This is a genomic window from Pseudoalteromonas luteoviolacea S2607 (genome assembly GCF_001625575.1).
Taxonomy (GTDB): domain Bacteria; phylum Pseudomonadota; class Gammaproteobacteria; order Enterobacterales; family Alteromonadaceae; genus Pseudoalteromonas; species Pseudoalteromonas luteoviolacea_E.
This window is the reverse complement of sequence record NZ_AUXV01000056.1, coordinates 422,606-436,172: the sequence shown is the minus strand read 5'-3', so window position 1 is coordinate 436,172 and position 13,567 is coordinate 422,606. Positions and strand designations below refer to the sequence as shown.

Below are 13,567 nucleotides of genomic sequence, written 5' to 3'. Positions count from 1 at the left end.
ATTAGTCCGTTGCAATTTTGCAAATATCAGTTCAGAGTACGTGTGTACGCTGGAAAGCTGACCACTTGATTAGCATTTTCCGCGTAGAATACACCTAATTTTTTTAAGTCCTAAGGGAATTACCCATGAGAAGAGCCGTTATTACGGGGATCGGTGTTGTATCTAGCATCGGTAACAACAAGCAAGAAGTATTAGAATCTTTGAAAGCGGGTAAAAGTGGTATTGCTTTTAACCAAGAATTTGCAGACATGAATCTACGTAGTAACGTGTCTGGTAAAATTGACATCGACGTAAAATCACTGGTTGACCGTAAAGCGCACCGTTTTATGGGGGATGCTGCTGCGTATTCTTACATTGCAATGGCACAGGCTATTGAAGACTCAGGTTTGAATGAAGAGCAAGTTTCGAACGAACGTACTGGCCTTGTTGTTGGCTCAGGTGGTGGTTCTTCTAAGTACCAAGTTGAAGCAGCAGACATATTGCGTGAGCGCGGTGTTAAACGTGTTGGTCCTTACATGGTACCTCGTACTATGGCTAGTACGACGTCTGCATGTCTTGCTACGCCATTCAAGATTAAAGGCGTTAACTATTCAATCAGCTCTGCATGTGCAACTTCTGCACACTGTGTAGGACACGCAGTAGAGCAAATTCAGCTTGGAAAACAAGATGTAATTTTCGCTGGTGGTGGTGAAGAACTGCACTGGACTCTAGCAATGGAATTTGATGCGATGGGCGCGCTTTCTACTAAATATAATGAAGAACCAGAAAAAGCGTCTCGTACTTACGATGCAAACCGTGATGGTTTTGTTATCTCTGGTGGTGGTGGCATCATGGTTATCGAAGAGCTAGAGCATGCCTTAGCACGTGGTGCACATATCTATGGTGAGATTGTGGGCTACGGTGCAACGTCTGATGGCTACGACATGGTTGCACCATCAGGTGAAGGTGCTGTACGTTGTATGAAACAGGCAATGGCAACGGTTGAAGGTGATATTGATTACCTTAATACGCACGGTACTTCAACGCCTGTTGGTGACGTGAAAGAGTTGGGCGCAATTCAAGAGCTATTTGGTGATAACTCTCCAGCAATCAGTGCAACTAAAGCGATGACAGGACATGCACTGGGCGCGGCTGGCGTTCATGAAGCAATTTACTCAGTATTAATGCTTGAAAATAACTTCATCACTCCATCAATTAACATTGACGAGTTAGATGAACAAGCAAAAGGCTTAGATATCGTAACTGAACGTCGTGAAGTTGAGTTAAATACCGTAATGTCTAATAGCTTTGGCTTCGGTGGCACCAATGCAACATTGGTTGTGCAAAAATATAAGGGTTAATCTTAACTAACCCAAGAAAAAAGCCCGAAAGGGCTTTTTTTATACATGGTGGTGCTGTAGCAGCGTCACTTAACTCTATGCTTATCTTTGATACAACGCGAACTTCAAGCTCAATTCGGTATCTCAATATCTCCTCAATACTCTGTACTGATGCCTCTGAGGTTACTTGGATTACATGGAAGTTAGCAAAATCAATATTTTGTTTGACGGCTATTTAGGATAAGAAACAGGTTGAGTAGCCACAATGAAATTAGCGGCTACTATGATGGGCAGGCTTAGACTTTATGCTTCATTAAGCGCTCTTTATCTCTAGACCAATCTCGGTCTTTGATGTCAGCGCGTTTGTCATGCATCTTTTTACCTTTAGCAAGGTGAAACTCAAGTTTAACCCAGCATTTTTTCCAGTACATTGCTGTTGCAACCAATGAGAAGCCATCGCGCTCAGTTGCACCGATAAGACGGTCAATCTCGCGCTTATTCAAAAGCAATTTGCGATAACGTAAAGGGTCACATATCACGTGGGTAGAAGCGCTATTTAATGGCTGAATTTGACTGCCTAACAAAAATGCTTCGCCGTCTTTTAGATGAATATAAGTTTCAGAGATATTAACTTTGCCAGCTCGGATGCTTTTCACTTCCCAACCTTGTAGTTCCATACCTGCTTCGAACTTATCGTGTAAAAAATACTCATGACGCGCTTTTTTATTTAACGCGATGGTATTGCTTGTTGATTTATTTGATTTTTTCTTTGCCATAATGGCTTAGTCTACCTACAAATCGAATTGGAAAACAGTGTTATTTAATTTTTATGGCTTATTTTCGCCTACAGTGTCTCTGCAAACAAGATAAATCTTAAAAACCTTGGTAAAATCGGTCTGATAAAGGTTTGGAGATCGTATGCCGCAAGTAGAAAAAAGTGCATTGGTGATGTACAGCACACAAGAAATGTTTGACCTGGTTAATGACGTAAATGCCTATCCGGATTTCTTACCAAACTGTTCTGGTGCAAAGGTATTAAGTAGTTCAAATGAAGAAATGACGGCCAGTCTAGAAATTACTAAGGCGGGCCTGACTAAGTGGTTTACCACCAAAAATATATTTGAAGGTAACAGGGTCAAAATGCAATTAGTTGACGGGCCATTTAAATCCTTGCAAGGTTATTGGGAATTTGTTGAGTTAGATGAACAAGCGTGCAAAGTGAACCTAAAGCTTGAGTTTGAATTCGCGAGCAAATTGATCGAACTTGCATTTGGTAAAGTATTTAATGAAGTTGCCAAAAACATGGTCTCAGCATTTACTCAACGTGCTAAGTCTGTGTATGGAGTTAGATAATGATAAAAGTGGAAGTGGTTTTTGCATTACCGGACAAAGCAACAACTGTAACGGTGGATGTCGCCGAAGGCACATCTGCTGAACAAGTCGTCTTACAATCAGGGATTTTAGAACGTTGTCCAGAAATAGAACCGACTGATTTAAGTTTGGGTATTTGGAACAGAACAGTGAAGTTGCATCAAGTTGTCAAAGATGGAGATAGAATCGAAGTTTATCGTCCTTTGATTGCTGATCCAAAAGAAGCGAGAAGAAGGCGTGCTGACAAGGCAAAAGAAGAGGGCCGTGCAAATAAAATTACTGGTGGCAGAGCCAAGGCATAGCCTAGCTTTATGCTGGCGCGACTTTTATTACTGTTGAAAAAGCCACGAGAGTACGTGGCTTTTCTGTATTAGTGCTAATAGAAGTTAGCTCGATGAATGGCCTTAGCGCTCGTTTTCATGAGCTGATTTTTCATCAGCTAAGTCTTCTTTCAATTTACGTATTTTAAGGCCCAACTCCTGTCCACGATGACGTGCATAATAAGTACAGCCGATAAACATACAAGTAGAAAAAAGAAGCTCTAGGAGTACCCAGACAAGTTCGCTGCTTGAGATCCAAAGCAAAGTAAAGCCATGAATAAAATATATTAAGACGATGAAGTTGGCCCATGCAAACGTGTATGGCTTGTCTTTGATAATGCCTCTGAGCGGTAAAAGCAGGGGCAATATATATACTACAAACATAAAGCCGATGCTGTGCCCTTCTCTAGGCGAGATAAGAAACAGCCATACTGGCATTAAGATTAATAAACCAACATAGCCGAATAGGGCGAGTTTATAAAACAGTTTTGTTGTAGGTTGCTTTGGGATCTGGCTCATAATAACTTTTTAGATACGTTGAAAAGGCGCGTAGCTATGGCCCTACAGATTTTCACTTCGGTCTCTGTTAGCTCTGGGCTATTATCCATTCCAGCTACGTGGCTTGCACCATAAGGTGTACCACCGCTTGTTGTAGACAGTAATTCTGGCACGTCATAAGGTACACCCATTAACATCATGCCATGATGGAGTAGGGGTAGCGATAGGTTCAACAAAGTTGCTTCATTTCCACCATGCATACTGCTGGAGGAAGAAAATACACATGCAGGTTTGTCTATAAGCTGCCCCTTTAACCACAAATCGCTGGTGGTTTCCCAAAATGTTTTAGCTTGGGCTGCCATCATGCCAAAACGTGTTGGTGAGCCAAATGCAAGGCCATCACATTCGATTAAATCTTGTTTTGTCACGACAACGTCATGAGCTTGCCTCTGCACAAAAGTGCGCAACCTCACCTCAGCGCCTAGCGCGCTGAGAGTATCGTAAATTTCATCCGCCATTGCAGATACAGAGCCTTGACTGGAATGATAAAGAACTAGAATTACAGGCATAATATTTAAATGATCTCTAATACAGACTCTGGCGGACGGCCTAAAGCTGCTTTATCACCTTTAACCACGATTGGACGCTCAATAAGTTTCGGGTTTTCAATCATCGCTTTTCGAAGTGTTTGTTCATCACTATCTTTGCTTAGGCCTAATTCTTTGTATATGGTTTCTTTGTTTCGTACCAACTGATGTGCAGATTCAAAACCAAGCTTTGAGATAAGTGAATCTAAAGTAGCGGCGTCGACAGGTGTTTTTAAATACTCAACCACTTCAGGTTGAATTGAGTTTTCCTCTAGTAACGCTAGTGTTTGTCTAGACTTAGAGCAACGAGGGTTGTGATAAATTATGACAGACATAAGAATCCCTTAGTAAGCGAATTTGTTTTTCTAATTGGGTGAGATTGTATCTTAACAAAATCATACTGCCTAACATTTATGATGAGTTAAATTACATCATTTCGATTGTTAGGCAGAAAATGGTGGCTTAGAGCTTTGCTAACTCTTTTTGCATATTTCGGTAGTTTGCCAGTAGGGCCTTCAATCTAAGACGTTTAATTTCGTCTTCTTTTTCAACAAAATTGAGTGCTTTTTGAACTTCATCTGCAGCTTTCATGAATGCACCATAATGTGACAGCAAACTAGCATTAGCTTCATGATAAGCTGCTTTATTTTTGCTGAGCTTGTAGGTATCTGTGAGCAGTTGTTTTGCAAGTACGTGATTTGGCTTATCAAGCAAAAATACTTTCAATAATTGCTCTGCTTTGTTGTATTGCGCTGCTTTAATCGCGATATTCGCCAAATTAAGCGTGATGACCTGATTGTTTGGTCTGAGCTGGTGCTTTTTATCTAGTAGCGCAATTGCCTCTTCATACTTTTCTTGACCAATTTTAATGTCGGTATACACATCTAAAAAGAACAAGTTATTTGGCTTTGATGCCAATAGCTTTTTAATAATTGCTTCTGCTTGTTGATATTTATCTTGGTCGAGCAAAGCAATGGCAAGGCCGTACTGTAAATCACTTTTATCTAGCGCAGAACTCGTTCTTAACTGGTTTTCAAAGAAAGCTTGTGCGTCCGCTTCTTTCATATGATAGCGAGCCATGACTCGGCTTTTAGCGTAATGAAAGTCATCGCTACTTTGGACGTATCTCTTTGGGTACTGTTGCGCCCGAAGACGCACGTCCGAAACGCGAGATTCAGGCAATGGGTGCGTTAGTAGAAATGCGGGGGGCTTATTTTGAAACCTTACTTGCGCAGCGAGTTTGGTTAAAAACTCACTGGCTGCGTATGGATCGTAACCAGCTCTTTCAAGAGTTTGCATACCAAATCGGTCTGCTTCTCGTTCAGCCTTACGGCTGTGTGTTAATTGACTCAAAGAGGCTTGCGTACTATTTGCAGCAAGAATTGCCATGCCTGCATCTGGGGCGACGACGGTTGCCAAGATCCCGGTAATTAAGCCTGCAATTGTAAGTGCACTGTTGTCCTTAGCCTGCTGAATTCGTCTCGCCAAATGTCGCTGTGTCACGTGGGCAATTTCGTGCCCTAAGACCGAAGCAAGTTGGCTTTCATTGTCTGACTGTGCAAGTAGGCCTGTATGGACCCCAACATGACCGCCGTAGAATGCAAATGCATTAATGGCTTTATTATCTAACCAAAAAAACGTAAATGGAAACCTTACATCATTCGCATTGGCGACAAGCTTGTTGCCTAATGTGGTTAAATATTCATCTAGAACAGGGTCTTGTACTAACGGAGAACCAGAGCGTATCTGCATCATCATGACATCGCCTATGAGCCGCTCCTTTTCAATTGGTAGTACTTGCACAGCAGATGTTCCGAGATCTGGTAACTTAAAATCGGACTTTGCCTGGCTAGCAGCAGAAAAACTCAGAGAGAGGGCGCACAAAGTGGTTACAATTGCTTTTTTAAATTGCATTCTAGTCCTTCTTTAAATCATCGCCGAGCATGATTTTTGCGAGGTTGATTTCATCTTCGCATGCTCTGGCGTCTTTCTCACATAACATATAAAAATCTTTTATTGAGACCCCATCAACACACACAACGTTCAATTCTCTTTTCAAAAGAGAGATAGTTTGATGAACGACTTTGTGCGCATGAAGTATCAGAGCCTTGTCTGCAATGTCTCCACGTTCAAAATAAAACCTAATAAATTTATGTAGTTGGCTAAAGCGTATTAGTGTCTTCATTGCGTGGGGATCCCAGACATTAAATTCCAGAAACTTGTTATCTTTAAGATAGGTATCGACTTTTACGTTACGTGCTATTGGATATGCCCAGAGCTCGAAGCCCCTGTCTGTAAAAACTTGATGCAAATGAATTTTTGGAGCATTTTCGCAATGAATGATGCCGTTATCGTCCTCGTACCCGTCTAGCAGGTGTAAATTCCAATTCCGTTTATCAATCAGGCGCTTGATCGCATTATCAAAGCCATGCTGAAAAATACCTTCACTCTCACTAACTGAAGAAGCAACAAGGTGATAGAAAGGAGGAAGCTCACCCCAATTGATTTGTTTTTTGTACCAATTGATCTCTTTTAATGTTGGGTTAGCCGGCAAACGTGCCTTGTTATTTGCTCGTGGCATGTGGTTTCCCGTAATGCTTGTTGTATCTATAAGAATAAACCATTGCCTAGATACAAGCCATAGAAACAAAGTTTAATTATTACCTAAACGTACAATTTATTACTTGCCACCAAGTGCTTATATACTCTATAAAGCGGATTGTGTTTTATTACATACAAATGTAGAGACTTTGCTTTTATATCAGGTATGTAGAATAAATTTAACCAAAAGTTGTAAATTGTGATTTTTAGGTTAATCGTAACGTTTGCGCTATTAATTTTTGATAGGGTTTGGGAGTGTACTTTTGCATATTGATAATATGAACGAACAAAATACCTATGCAGTAGATCTTCGGCGCTACAAATGTCCGCAATTATTTGTCCAGTTTAAGTGGCAGTTAAAAACCAACAGAGATCATGTTGGTGTAATCAGATTTAGCTATAGTAAAGAGCAGGATATAAGTGACGTGGTAAGATATTTAGAAAGTCAAAAAATGAGCTTCTCGGTAACAACCGACAGTAATATAAATTTTATAGAGGTGCGCAGCACGGATGTTTGAACTTATTAAATCTTGGTACCAAGATAAATTCTCTGATCCTGACTCAGTCACTTTACTGCTCCTTTTGTTATTTACAGGGACAATGCTGTATTTTTTCGGCGCTTTTGTTATTCCTGTACTCGTGGCACTCGTTATTGCTTATTTATTAGACTGGCCTGTGACAAGGCTGCAAAGAGTGCTACCAAGTCGAATTATGTCAACAAACATAGTGATGCTAGGGTTTATTGGAGTGGTACTGGCATTGATGTTGGTGATTGTGCCTGTACTGTGGACTCAAACAAGTAATCTAGTTCAAGAAGCGCCCAGTATGATAGAAAAAGGCAAAGACTATTTACTCCATTTGCCTGACAACTATCCAAATCTTATTTCGGTTCAACAGGTTCAAAACATTGTAGCGGCCGTGGAAAGTAAAGTCGTTGCGCTGGGAGAATTAATTGTTTCTGTGTCTTTGACATCCATCAAGGACTTTGTCGCGTGGTTGATTTACCTCATTCTAGTGCCTTTACTTGTATTCTTTATGCTTAAAGACAAGGAGCCTTTAACTTCCGGTATTAAACAGCTGATCCCAAAAGATCGTCGCTTAATCACACAAGTTTGGGAAGAAATGGACCACCAAATAATGAATTACATTCGCGGTAAAGTGATTGAAATTGTGATAGTGGGTGGGACTAGCTTTATTGCTTTTGCAGTGCTCGAGTTGAGATATGCTGCTCTTTTGGGAACTTTAGTCGGGCTATCTGTATTAATTCCTTTTATTGGGGCAGCCTTAGTTACTATTCCTGTGGCAGCCGTCGCGTTATTTCAATTCGGTATTGCACCAGAGTTTTGGACCATTCTTATAGTTTACGGCATTATTCAAGCCTTAGATGGGAACTTACTTGTTCCGCTTTTATTCTCAGAAGCCGTTGATTTAAACCCTGTTTACATAATCGTTGCGGTGTTGTTTTTTGGCGGGCTATGGGGCTTCTGGGGAGTGTTTTTCGCGATACCTCTGGCATCGTTAGTTAAGGCTCTTGGAAACGCTTGGTCAACTAGCCACAACAGTTTACAAAACAATTAATTTAAAAAAGGGGCATTAGCCCCTTTTTTGCGATATTCATGGAAAAATCGGCTTAACTAAGTGATAACTACTGTGTAAAATGAAATAACATATTTCATTTAGTTATAAGTTGTGCCCGTGAATCTATCCCCTTCATTTCAGCCCATTTACTTGGATGCCAATGCCACAACCCCTGTCATAGAAACCATTGCAACGAGTGTGATAGGCGCGATGCAGACTGATTTTGGCAACCCATCAAGTGCACATATCACGGGTGTTAAAGCTAAGCGATTACTAGAAGAAACACGGTCATTAGGGCGTAAAGTGATTGGCTCACAATCAGGTGAATTGTTGTTTACATCAGGTGCAACCGAAGGGATCCAAACCGCTGTTGTCTCGGCAATTAGTGACTATCTCCAGAGCGGGCAACTACATTATGACTCACCAGTACTACTTTATGGTGCGACCGAACACAAAGCAGTACCCAATACGCTCATTCATTGGAATAAAATGCTGGGACTCAATGCGCGTATTTTAGAAATACCAGTCGACAAAATGGGCTTATTGGACCTTAATTTTATCGCTGAATATGGGCGCCAAGCGGTAATGATATGTACTATGGCAGTCAATAATGAAACGGGTGTAAAACAAGATTTAAAGCGACTAGAAGAAGTAATTAGAGGGGCAAATATTGATGCGGCTTGGTTAGTCGACTGCGTACAAGCCTTGGGGAAAGTTCCGTTAAATATGGATACAATCTCGATAGATTATGCTCCATTTTCAGGGCATAAACTCTATGCTCCTAAAGGGGTCGGTTTTTTGTATATCCGCGATGGGCGGCCGTATACCCCTTTTATTGCAGGTGGTGGGCAAGAATCAGGAATGCGTTCTGGTACTGAAAATTTGCCTGGTATTGCGGGGTTAAAAGCATTATTTGAAATATTGATAAGCAAAAATAGCCTGTTTAGTTCAAAAGAGCAGTTGCAACAGCACCGGCAATTATTAGTTGAGGCACTAAATAACACGTTTGAAGAGGTATCTTATCATAACGCCTCAGAGCTTAGTGTTGCGACAACAATAAACTTTTCTGTGGCTTACCTAACTAACAAAGAAGTGATGGACTTATTTGATGCAGCCGGGATCAGAGTGAGTGGAGGATCGGCCTGCAGCGCCGGTGCATCAAGCAGCTTTGTGCTAGAAGCGATGGGATTAACGCCATGGCAATGCGAAAATGCAATCAGACTGTCTTTTGGTCCCGCTGATAATATTGAGTTTATTGAAAACGCGTGCGCAGCGATCCGCAGTTTAAAGCCGTCATTGCAAAAGCTATTTTTAAAAAATATTGAAAAGCCATCAGCACAGTGCGCTAATTTGATTGGGCTAACACAGTTAGAATACGACAACCAAAGTAGCTGGTTGTATGTAACAGAGGATCTAGAGGCGATTGTTTACAACCCGATTGAAGGGGTCATTCAAAAACTTTCGCGCCTTATTTTGTCTCAAAGGCTGACCTGTAAAGCTGTTCTTTTGAAACAAGATTCAGCAGAGCAACGACGTGTGAAAGAGCGTTTAGTTTCTGTGTTAGAGCCAAGTAAAGAGTGCAGCTATGTAGAAACACGCACTTGTCAGAAGTGGAATTTGAAACAGCAAGGAACGGAGCTTTCACCAACGTATTTATTGCGCTTTACCAATGGTAAAAAGATTCGGTTTGCCGAGGAAGAAACTGCAAAATTGTGTTTACACGAAACCCTAGTCACGCCTCGCGGTGTAGTGTTTGACTTGGCTAACAAAAAGAGAGGGTTGAACATCTCCGAACCAATCGAACTTAACTCTGTTGAAGAAGCTAAAAGCTGGCTATCTCAATTTGAAGGGGTCGCTTTGGATGTGAGGGATATAGTGGAGCATGAAGCATCTAAAGAATATGTCAAAGCGCTATTTACAAAGGGAGGTAGTTCAAAGTTAATGAATATTCCAAGAGGCCGCCTCGCTAATGCGGTTATGGAAAAACAGTTAAATGAATGTACGCCTTATTTACTGATATGCCGCACAGGTTCACGTTCACAGAAGGTGCAAGAAACACTAATAAAGTTAGGTTTTAAGCATGTTGCGAATTTAAAGGGTGGATTGGCGCTGATTTAATAGCGCCACACAGAGATTACTTAGGGGCCGGGCCTGTACTTTCTCTAATAACAACCGTAGGTGTAAATGTAGTTATAATGTCTTTGTCATGGGAGCGGCTGCCTCTAGTTTTAGAAAACAGCAAGCGCGCGGCGTGTTCAGAAATAACGCTGTTTGCTTGGTGCGCAGTTGTCAGCTTCGGCCACGTTTGCCTAGAGAAGGGAGAATCCTCAAACCCTGATATAGAGAGCTGCTCAGGAATAGCAATATTCATTAGTCGAGACGCAAATAATGCACCAGCAGCGATTTCATCGTTCCCGCCCAAAATCGCGGTAATACCAGACTCGTTATTATTTTTTAGCAGCGCTTTAGCACCCTCAACGCCCGACTCAAAAGAGTAAGTCCCGCCATATACAAGTGCATCACTAAATTCGAGTTGATTGTCATTTAATGCTTGCTTGTAGCCAGCTAATCGTTCAGTTGTTGATTTGTGCTCAGCATCACCACATGCAAACGCAATAGTTTTATGCCCTAAATTAATTAAATGCTCTGTGATTTCGTAGGCAGCGGCATAGTCATCGACATAGATACAGTTGTTGTTTTTATGCTCAGTTGTTGAGTCTTGATCATTTTCTAGGGCATGATTTTGGCCTGAAAGAAGCCTTACGTAAGCAATCCCAAGGTCGTCAAGCATCTGTATGATGTGCTTTTGCTCAGATAGAGGCGGAGTAAGAACGAGTCCTGCTAGTCTCGAACGCTGGATCATCGTTGCGATTTCTTGCTGCATGTCAGGATCGCTGGCGGAGCAGGGGTGTATGACTAGCTCATAGCCTTCTTCTTTACATCTTGAAAGCACACCATTTTGCATGTCGATAATATAGTAGGCGTTTGGGTTGTCATAGACTAATCCAATAGCGAATGAAGATGTACCTGCTAAGTTTCTTGCAGCGGTGTTTGGCTGATAGTTCAGCTCTTTTACGGCCTGCATAACAATATCGTAGGTTTTCTTTCTAACCGAAGGTTCTTTATTTATAACCCTCGATACTGTCTTCATTGAAACGCCAGCATGTTTAGCGACGTCGTTGATGGTTACTTTCATTTTTTTTCTTCTATGAGATCACAAGGCGTTTTGTATCGCCAAAATATGGGTAACTGCGGTTTAGCCTTGAAAATAGTGGGCTTCACACTCGAAACGAATGACACGTTTAATAATTTAAACGCAATATAGTATATTTCCGCTTTTCAGGAAACGATCAAATTAATTTGATTAGTATTGTGCGTTAAATTTAACCACAACTGAATATCTCTAAAATATTTTATGATACCGGTGTCAAAAATGAAAAAATCGGTTATCATAAGGAAAGTAAAATGAGAAACATGAAGTTTGACAGCGTTGTCATTTTAACTTATGGTTAACGCTCGATTATGTTTATTGTGTGCAGGCTTTGTATTTTGCAGACAATCATCGCTAGGGGAAAAATTTATGAATTGCCGTACATCGTTACACAGTTGGCAAGCATTAACTACATCGTCAGAAAGACTAAAAAAACAGCACTTAAAAACGCTTTTTGACAATGACTCAGGACGTTTTGATAAGTTTTCTAGACATATTCCTGGGGTACTTTTTGATTTCTCTAAACAACTGTTGGATGATGCTACGTTCGAGCAGTTAGTAAACCTAGCGAAAGAATCTGAGATAGCAGCTTGGCGTGACAAAATGTTCTCTGGTGAAAAGATAAATTTCACCGAAGACCGCGCTGTATTGCACATTGCGCTTAGAAATAGAGCTGGTACACCAATTCTTGTTGATGGTGTTAATGTCACTGAGCAAGTTCAGTCAGAATTGGATAAGCTTAAAGGCTTTTCAGAGCGCGTTAGAAGTGGTGAATGGAAAGGCTACACTGGCAAAGCTGTTAAAGATGTGGTTGCGATCGGTGTTGGGGGCTCGAATTTAGGGCCTCAAATGGTGACTGAAGCGCTAAGTGCGTACGCAGATGATACATTGAATGTTCACTACGTCTCTAATGTTGATGGTGTCCAATTAGCCCAAGTATTGAAAAAAATAGACGCAGAAACAACTTTGTTTGTCATTTCGTCAAAAACATTCACAACTTCTGAAACGATGAACAATGCTCGCTCGTCTGTAAGTTGGTTTTTGGAAAGCGCACAAGAAAAAAGCGCGATTGCGAAGCATTTTGTGGCTGTGAGTACCAACCTAGAAAAAACGCGCGAATTCGGCATTGCAGACGAAAATGTATTTACAATGTGGGATTGGGTAGGCGGTCGTTTTTCGTTATGGAGTGCAATAGGTTTACCAATCGCTTTGTATCTAGGTTTTGATAAATTTATTGAAGTGCTTGAAGGTGCTTTTGAAGTAGATGAACACTTCAAAACGGCAGAGTTTGAACATAATGTACCTTTGATTATGGCTTTGTTAAGTGTTTGGAATACAAGCTTTTTAGGGCACTCATCTCAGGCTATATTGCCTTATGATCAGGCGCTTCACATGTTACCTGCTTATTTACAGCAAGGTGAGATGGAAAGTAATGGTAAACATGTAACATTTGATGGTCAGACTGTACCGTATACAACTGTACCAATTATTTGGGGCATGACGGGTATTAATGGTCAGCATGCATTCTATCAATGCTTACACCAAGGTAATGTCATTGTACCAGCCGACTTTATTGCGTCAGTTGAACCGCAAATTGCGTTAGGCAAACATCACGATGTATTGTTGTCTAATTTCTTTGCGCAGACAGAAGCAATGATGGCTGGTGTAAATGAAGAGCAGGTGCGCGCCGATTTACTCGCAAAGGGTAAATCTGAGCAAGAAATCGAAGAACTCGTGGCACATAAAATACACCAAGGTAATCGTCCAACAACATCGATTATCCTTGATAAAGTTGATGCAAAGGCCGTGGGCCGATTGATAGCAATGTACGAGCACAAAATTTTCTGCCAAGGCATCATTTTGAGTGTATGTTCTTTCGACCAATGGGGTGTTGAGCTCGGAAAAGGGTTGGCAAATAATATTGAAGCTGAACTCACGCAAGACGATGTGGTTCACGAACATGATAGTTCAACGTCTGGTTTAATTGCATATTACAAACAACAGAGAAATAAATAAGCAAGTCGTTTTTAGATGACTTGGACTGTAAAGAATACCTTTGAACGGGTAGCGCTGGAGTACTTA

13 protein-coding genes are annotated in these 13,567 nt (G+C 41.1%); 6 read left to right on the top strand and 7 right to left on the bottom strand.

Features of this window, described 5'->3' with window-relative positions; all coding sequences use genetic code 11:
- The first annotated feature begins 125 nt into the window (after nt 1-125).
- On the top strand, nt 126-1,340 hold the full coding sequence (fabB, locus tag N480_RS19005; protein ID WP_063374005.1) for a beta-ketoacyl-ACP synthase I: 1,215 nt from the start codon (nt 126-128) through the stop codon (nt 1,338-1,340).
- A gap of 275 nt (nt 1,341-1,615) precedes the next feature.
- Here fabB and smpB read toward each other — a convergent pair whose 3' ends face one another.
- Nucleotides 1,616-2,095, bottom strand: coding sequence for an SsrA-binding protein SmpB (smpB, locus tag N480_RS19000; protein WP_023401520.1), 480 nt, complete (start codon nt 2,093-2,095; stop codon nt 1,616-1,618).
- A gap of 142 nt (nt 2,096-2,237) precedes the next feature.
- On the opposite strand from smpB, the gene N480_RS18995 reads away from it, so the two are divergent.
- Nucleotides 2,238-2,672 (top strand): type II toxin-antitoxin system RatA family toxin, encoded by a 435-nt coding sequence (locus tag N480_RS18995; RefSeq protein WP_063374004.1) that lies wholly within the window; start codon nt 2,238-2,240, stop codon nt 2,670-2,672.
- The gene (locus N480_RS18990) at nt 2,672-2,992 is read left to right on the top strand and encodes an RnfH family protein (protein ID WP_063374003.1); all 321 of its coding nucleotides are present in this window, start codon (nt 2,672-2,674) and stop codon (nt 2,990-2,992) included. Before N480_RS18995 ends, N480_RS18990 begins: the two co-directional genes overlap by 1 nt.
- 102 nt (nt 2,993-3,094) lie before the next feature.
- Here the strand turns inward: N480_RS18990 and N480_RS18985 are convergent, their stop codons facing one another.
- From N480_RS18985 to N480_RS18965, 5 genes are all read right to left on the bottom strand, one after another.
- Nucleotides 3,095-3,529, bottom strand: coding sequence for a DUF2069 domain-containing protein (locus tag N480_RS18985; RefSeq protein WP_063374002.1), 435 nt, complete (start codon nt 3,527-3,529; stop codon nt 3,095-3,097).
- The gene (locus N480_RS18980; RefSeq protein ID WP_155732897.1) at nt 3,526-4,080 is read right to left on the bottom strand and encodes an NAD(P)H-dependent oxidoreductase; all 555 of its coding nucleotides are present in this window, start codon (nt 4,078-4,080) and stop codon (nt 3,526-3,528) included. Before N480_RS18980 ends, N480_RS18985 begins: the two co-directional genes overlap by 4 nt.
- A 2-nt stretch (nt 4,081-4,082) precedes the next feature.
- The gene (gene arsC / locus N480_RS18975; protein ID WP_063374000.1) at nt 4,083-4,430 is read right to left on the bottom strand and encodes an arsenate reductase (glutaredoxin); all 348 of its coding nucleotides are present in this window, start codon (nt 4,428-4,430) and stop codon (nt 4,083-4,085) included.
- Between the two features lie 127 nt (nt 4,431-4,557).
- Complete coding sequence (locus N480_RS18970) at nt 4,558-6,009, bottom strand: M48 family metalloprotease (protein WP_063373999.1); 1,452 nt, start codon at nt 6,007-6,009, stop codon at nt 4,558-4,560.
- A 1-nt stretch (nt 6,010) separates the two neighbouring features.
- On the bottom strand, nt 6,011-6,676 hold the full coding sequence (locus N480_RS18965; protein WP_063373998.1) for a hypothetical protein: 666 nt from the start codon (nt 6,674-6,676) through the stop codon (nt 6,011-6,013).
- Nucleotides 6,677-7,206: 530 nt separating this feature from the next.
- Between N480_RS18965 and N480_RS18955 the strand changes: the two genes are divergently transcribed.
- The gene (locus N480_RS18955; RefSeq protein WP_063373996.1) at nt 7,207-8,274 is read left to right on the top strand and encodes an AI-2E family transporter; all 1,068 of its coding nucleotides are present in this window, start codon (nt 7,207-7,209) and stop codon (nt 8,272-8,274) included.
- Between the two features lie 117 nt (nt 8,275-8,391).
- Nucleotides 8,392-10,392 (top strand): aminotransferase class V-fold PLP-dependent enzyme, encoded by a 2,001-nt coding sequence (locus tag N480_RS18950; RefSeq protein WP_081231925.1) that lies wholly within the window; start codon nt 8,392-8,394, stop codon nt 10,390-10,392.
- Nucleotides 10,393-10,408: 16 nt separating this feature from the next.
- On the opposite strand, the gene N480_RS18945 is transcribed toward N480_RS18950, so the two are convergent.
- On the bottom strand, nt 10,409-11,470 hold the full coding sequence (locus N480_RS18945; protein WP_063373994.1) for a LacI family DNA-binding transcriptional regulator: 1,062 nt from the start codon (nt 11,468-11,470) through the stop codon (nt 10,409-10,411).
- A 384-nt stretch (nt 11,471-11,854) separates the two neighbouring features.
- Here N480_RS18945 and pgi point away from each other — a divergent pair, with 384 nt between their 5' ends.
- Nucleotides 11,855-13,501, top strand: a complete 1,647-nt coding sequence (gene pgi / locus N480_RS18940) for a glucose-6-phosphate isomerase (RefSeq protein ID WP_063373993.1) — start codon at nt 11,855-11,857, stop codon at nt 13,499-13,501.
- The last annotated feature ends 66 nt before the right edge of the window (nt 13,502-13,567 follow it).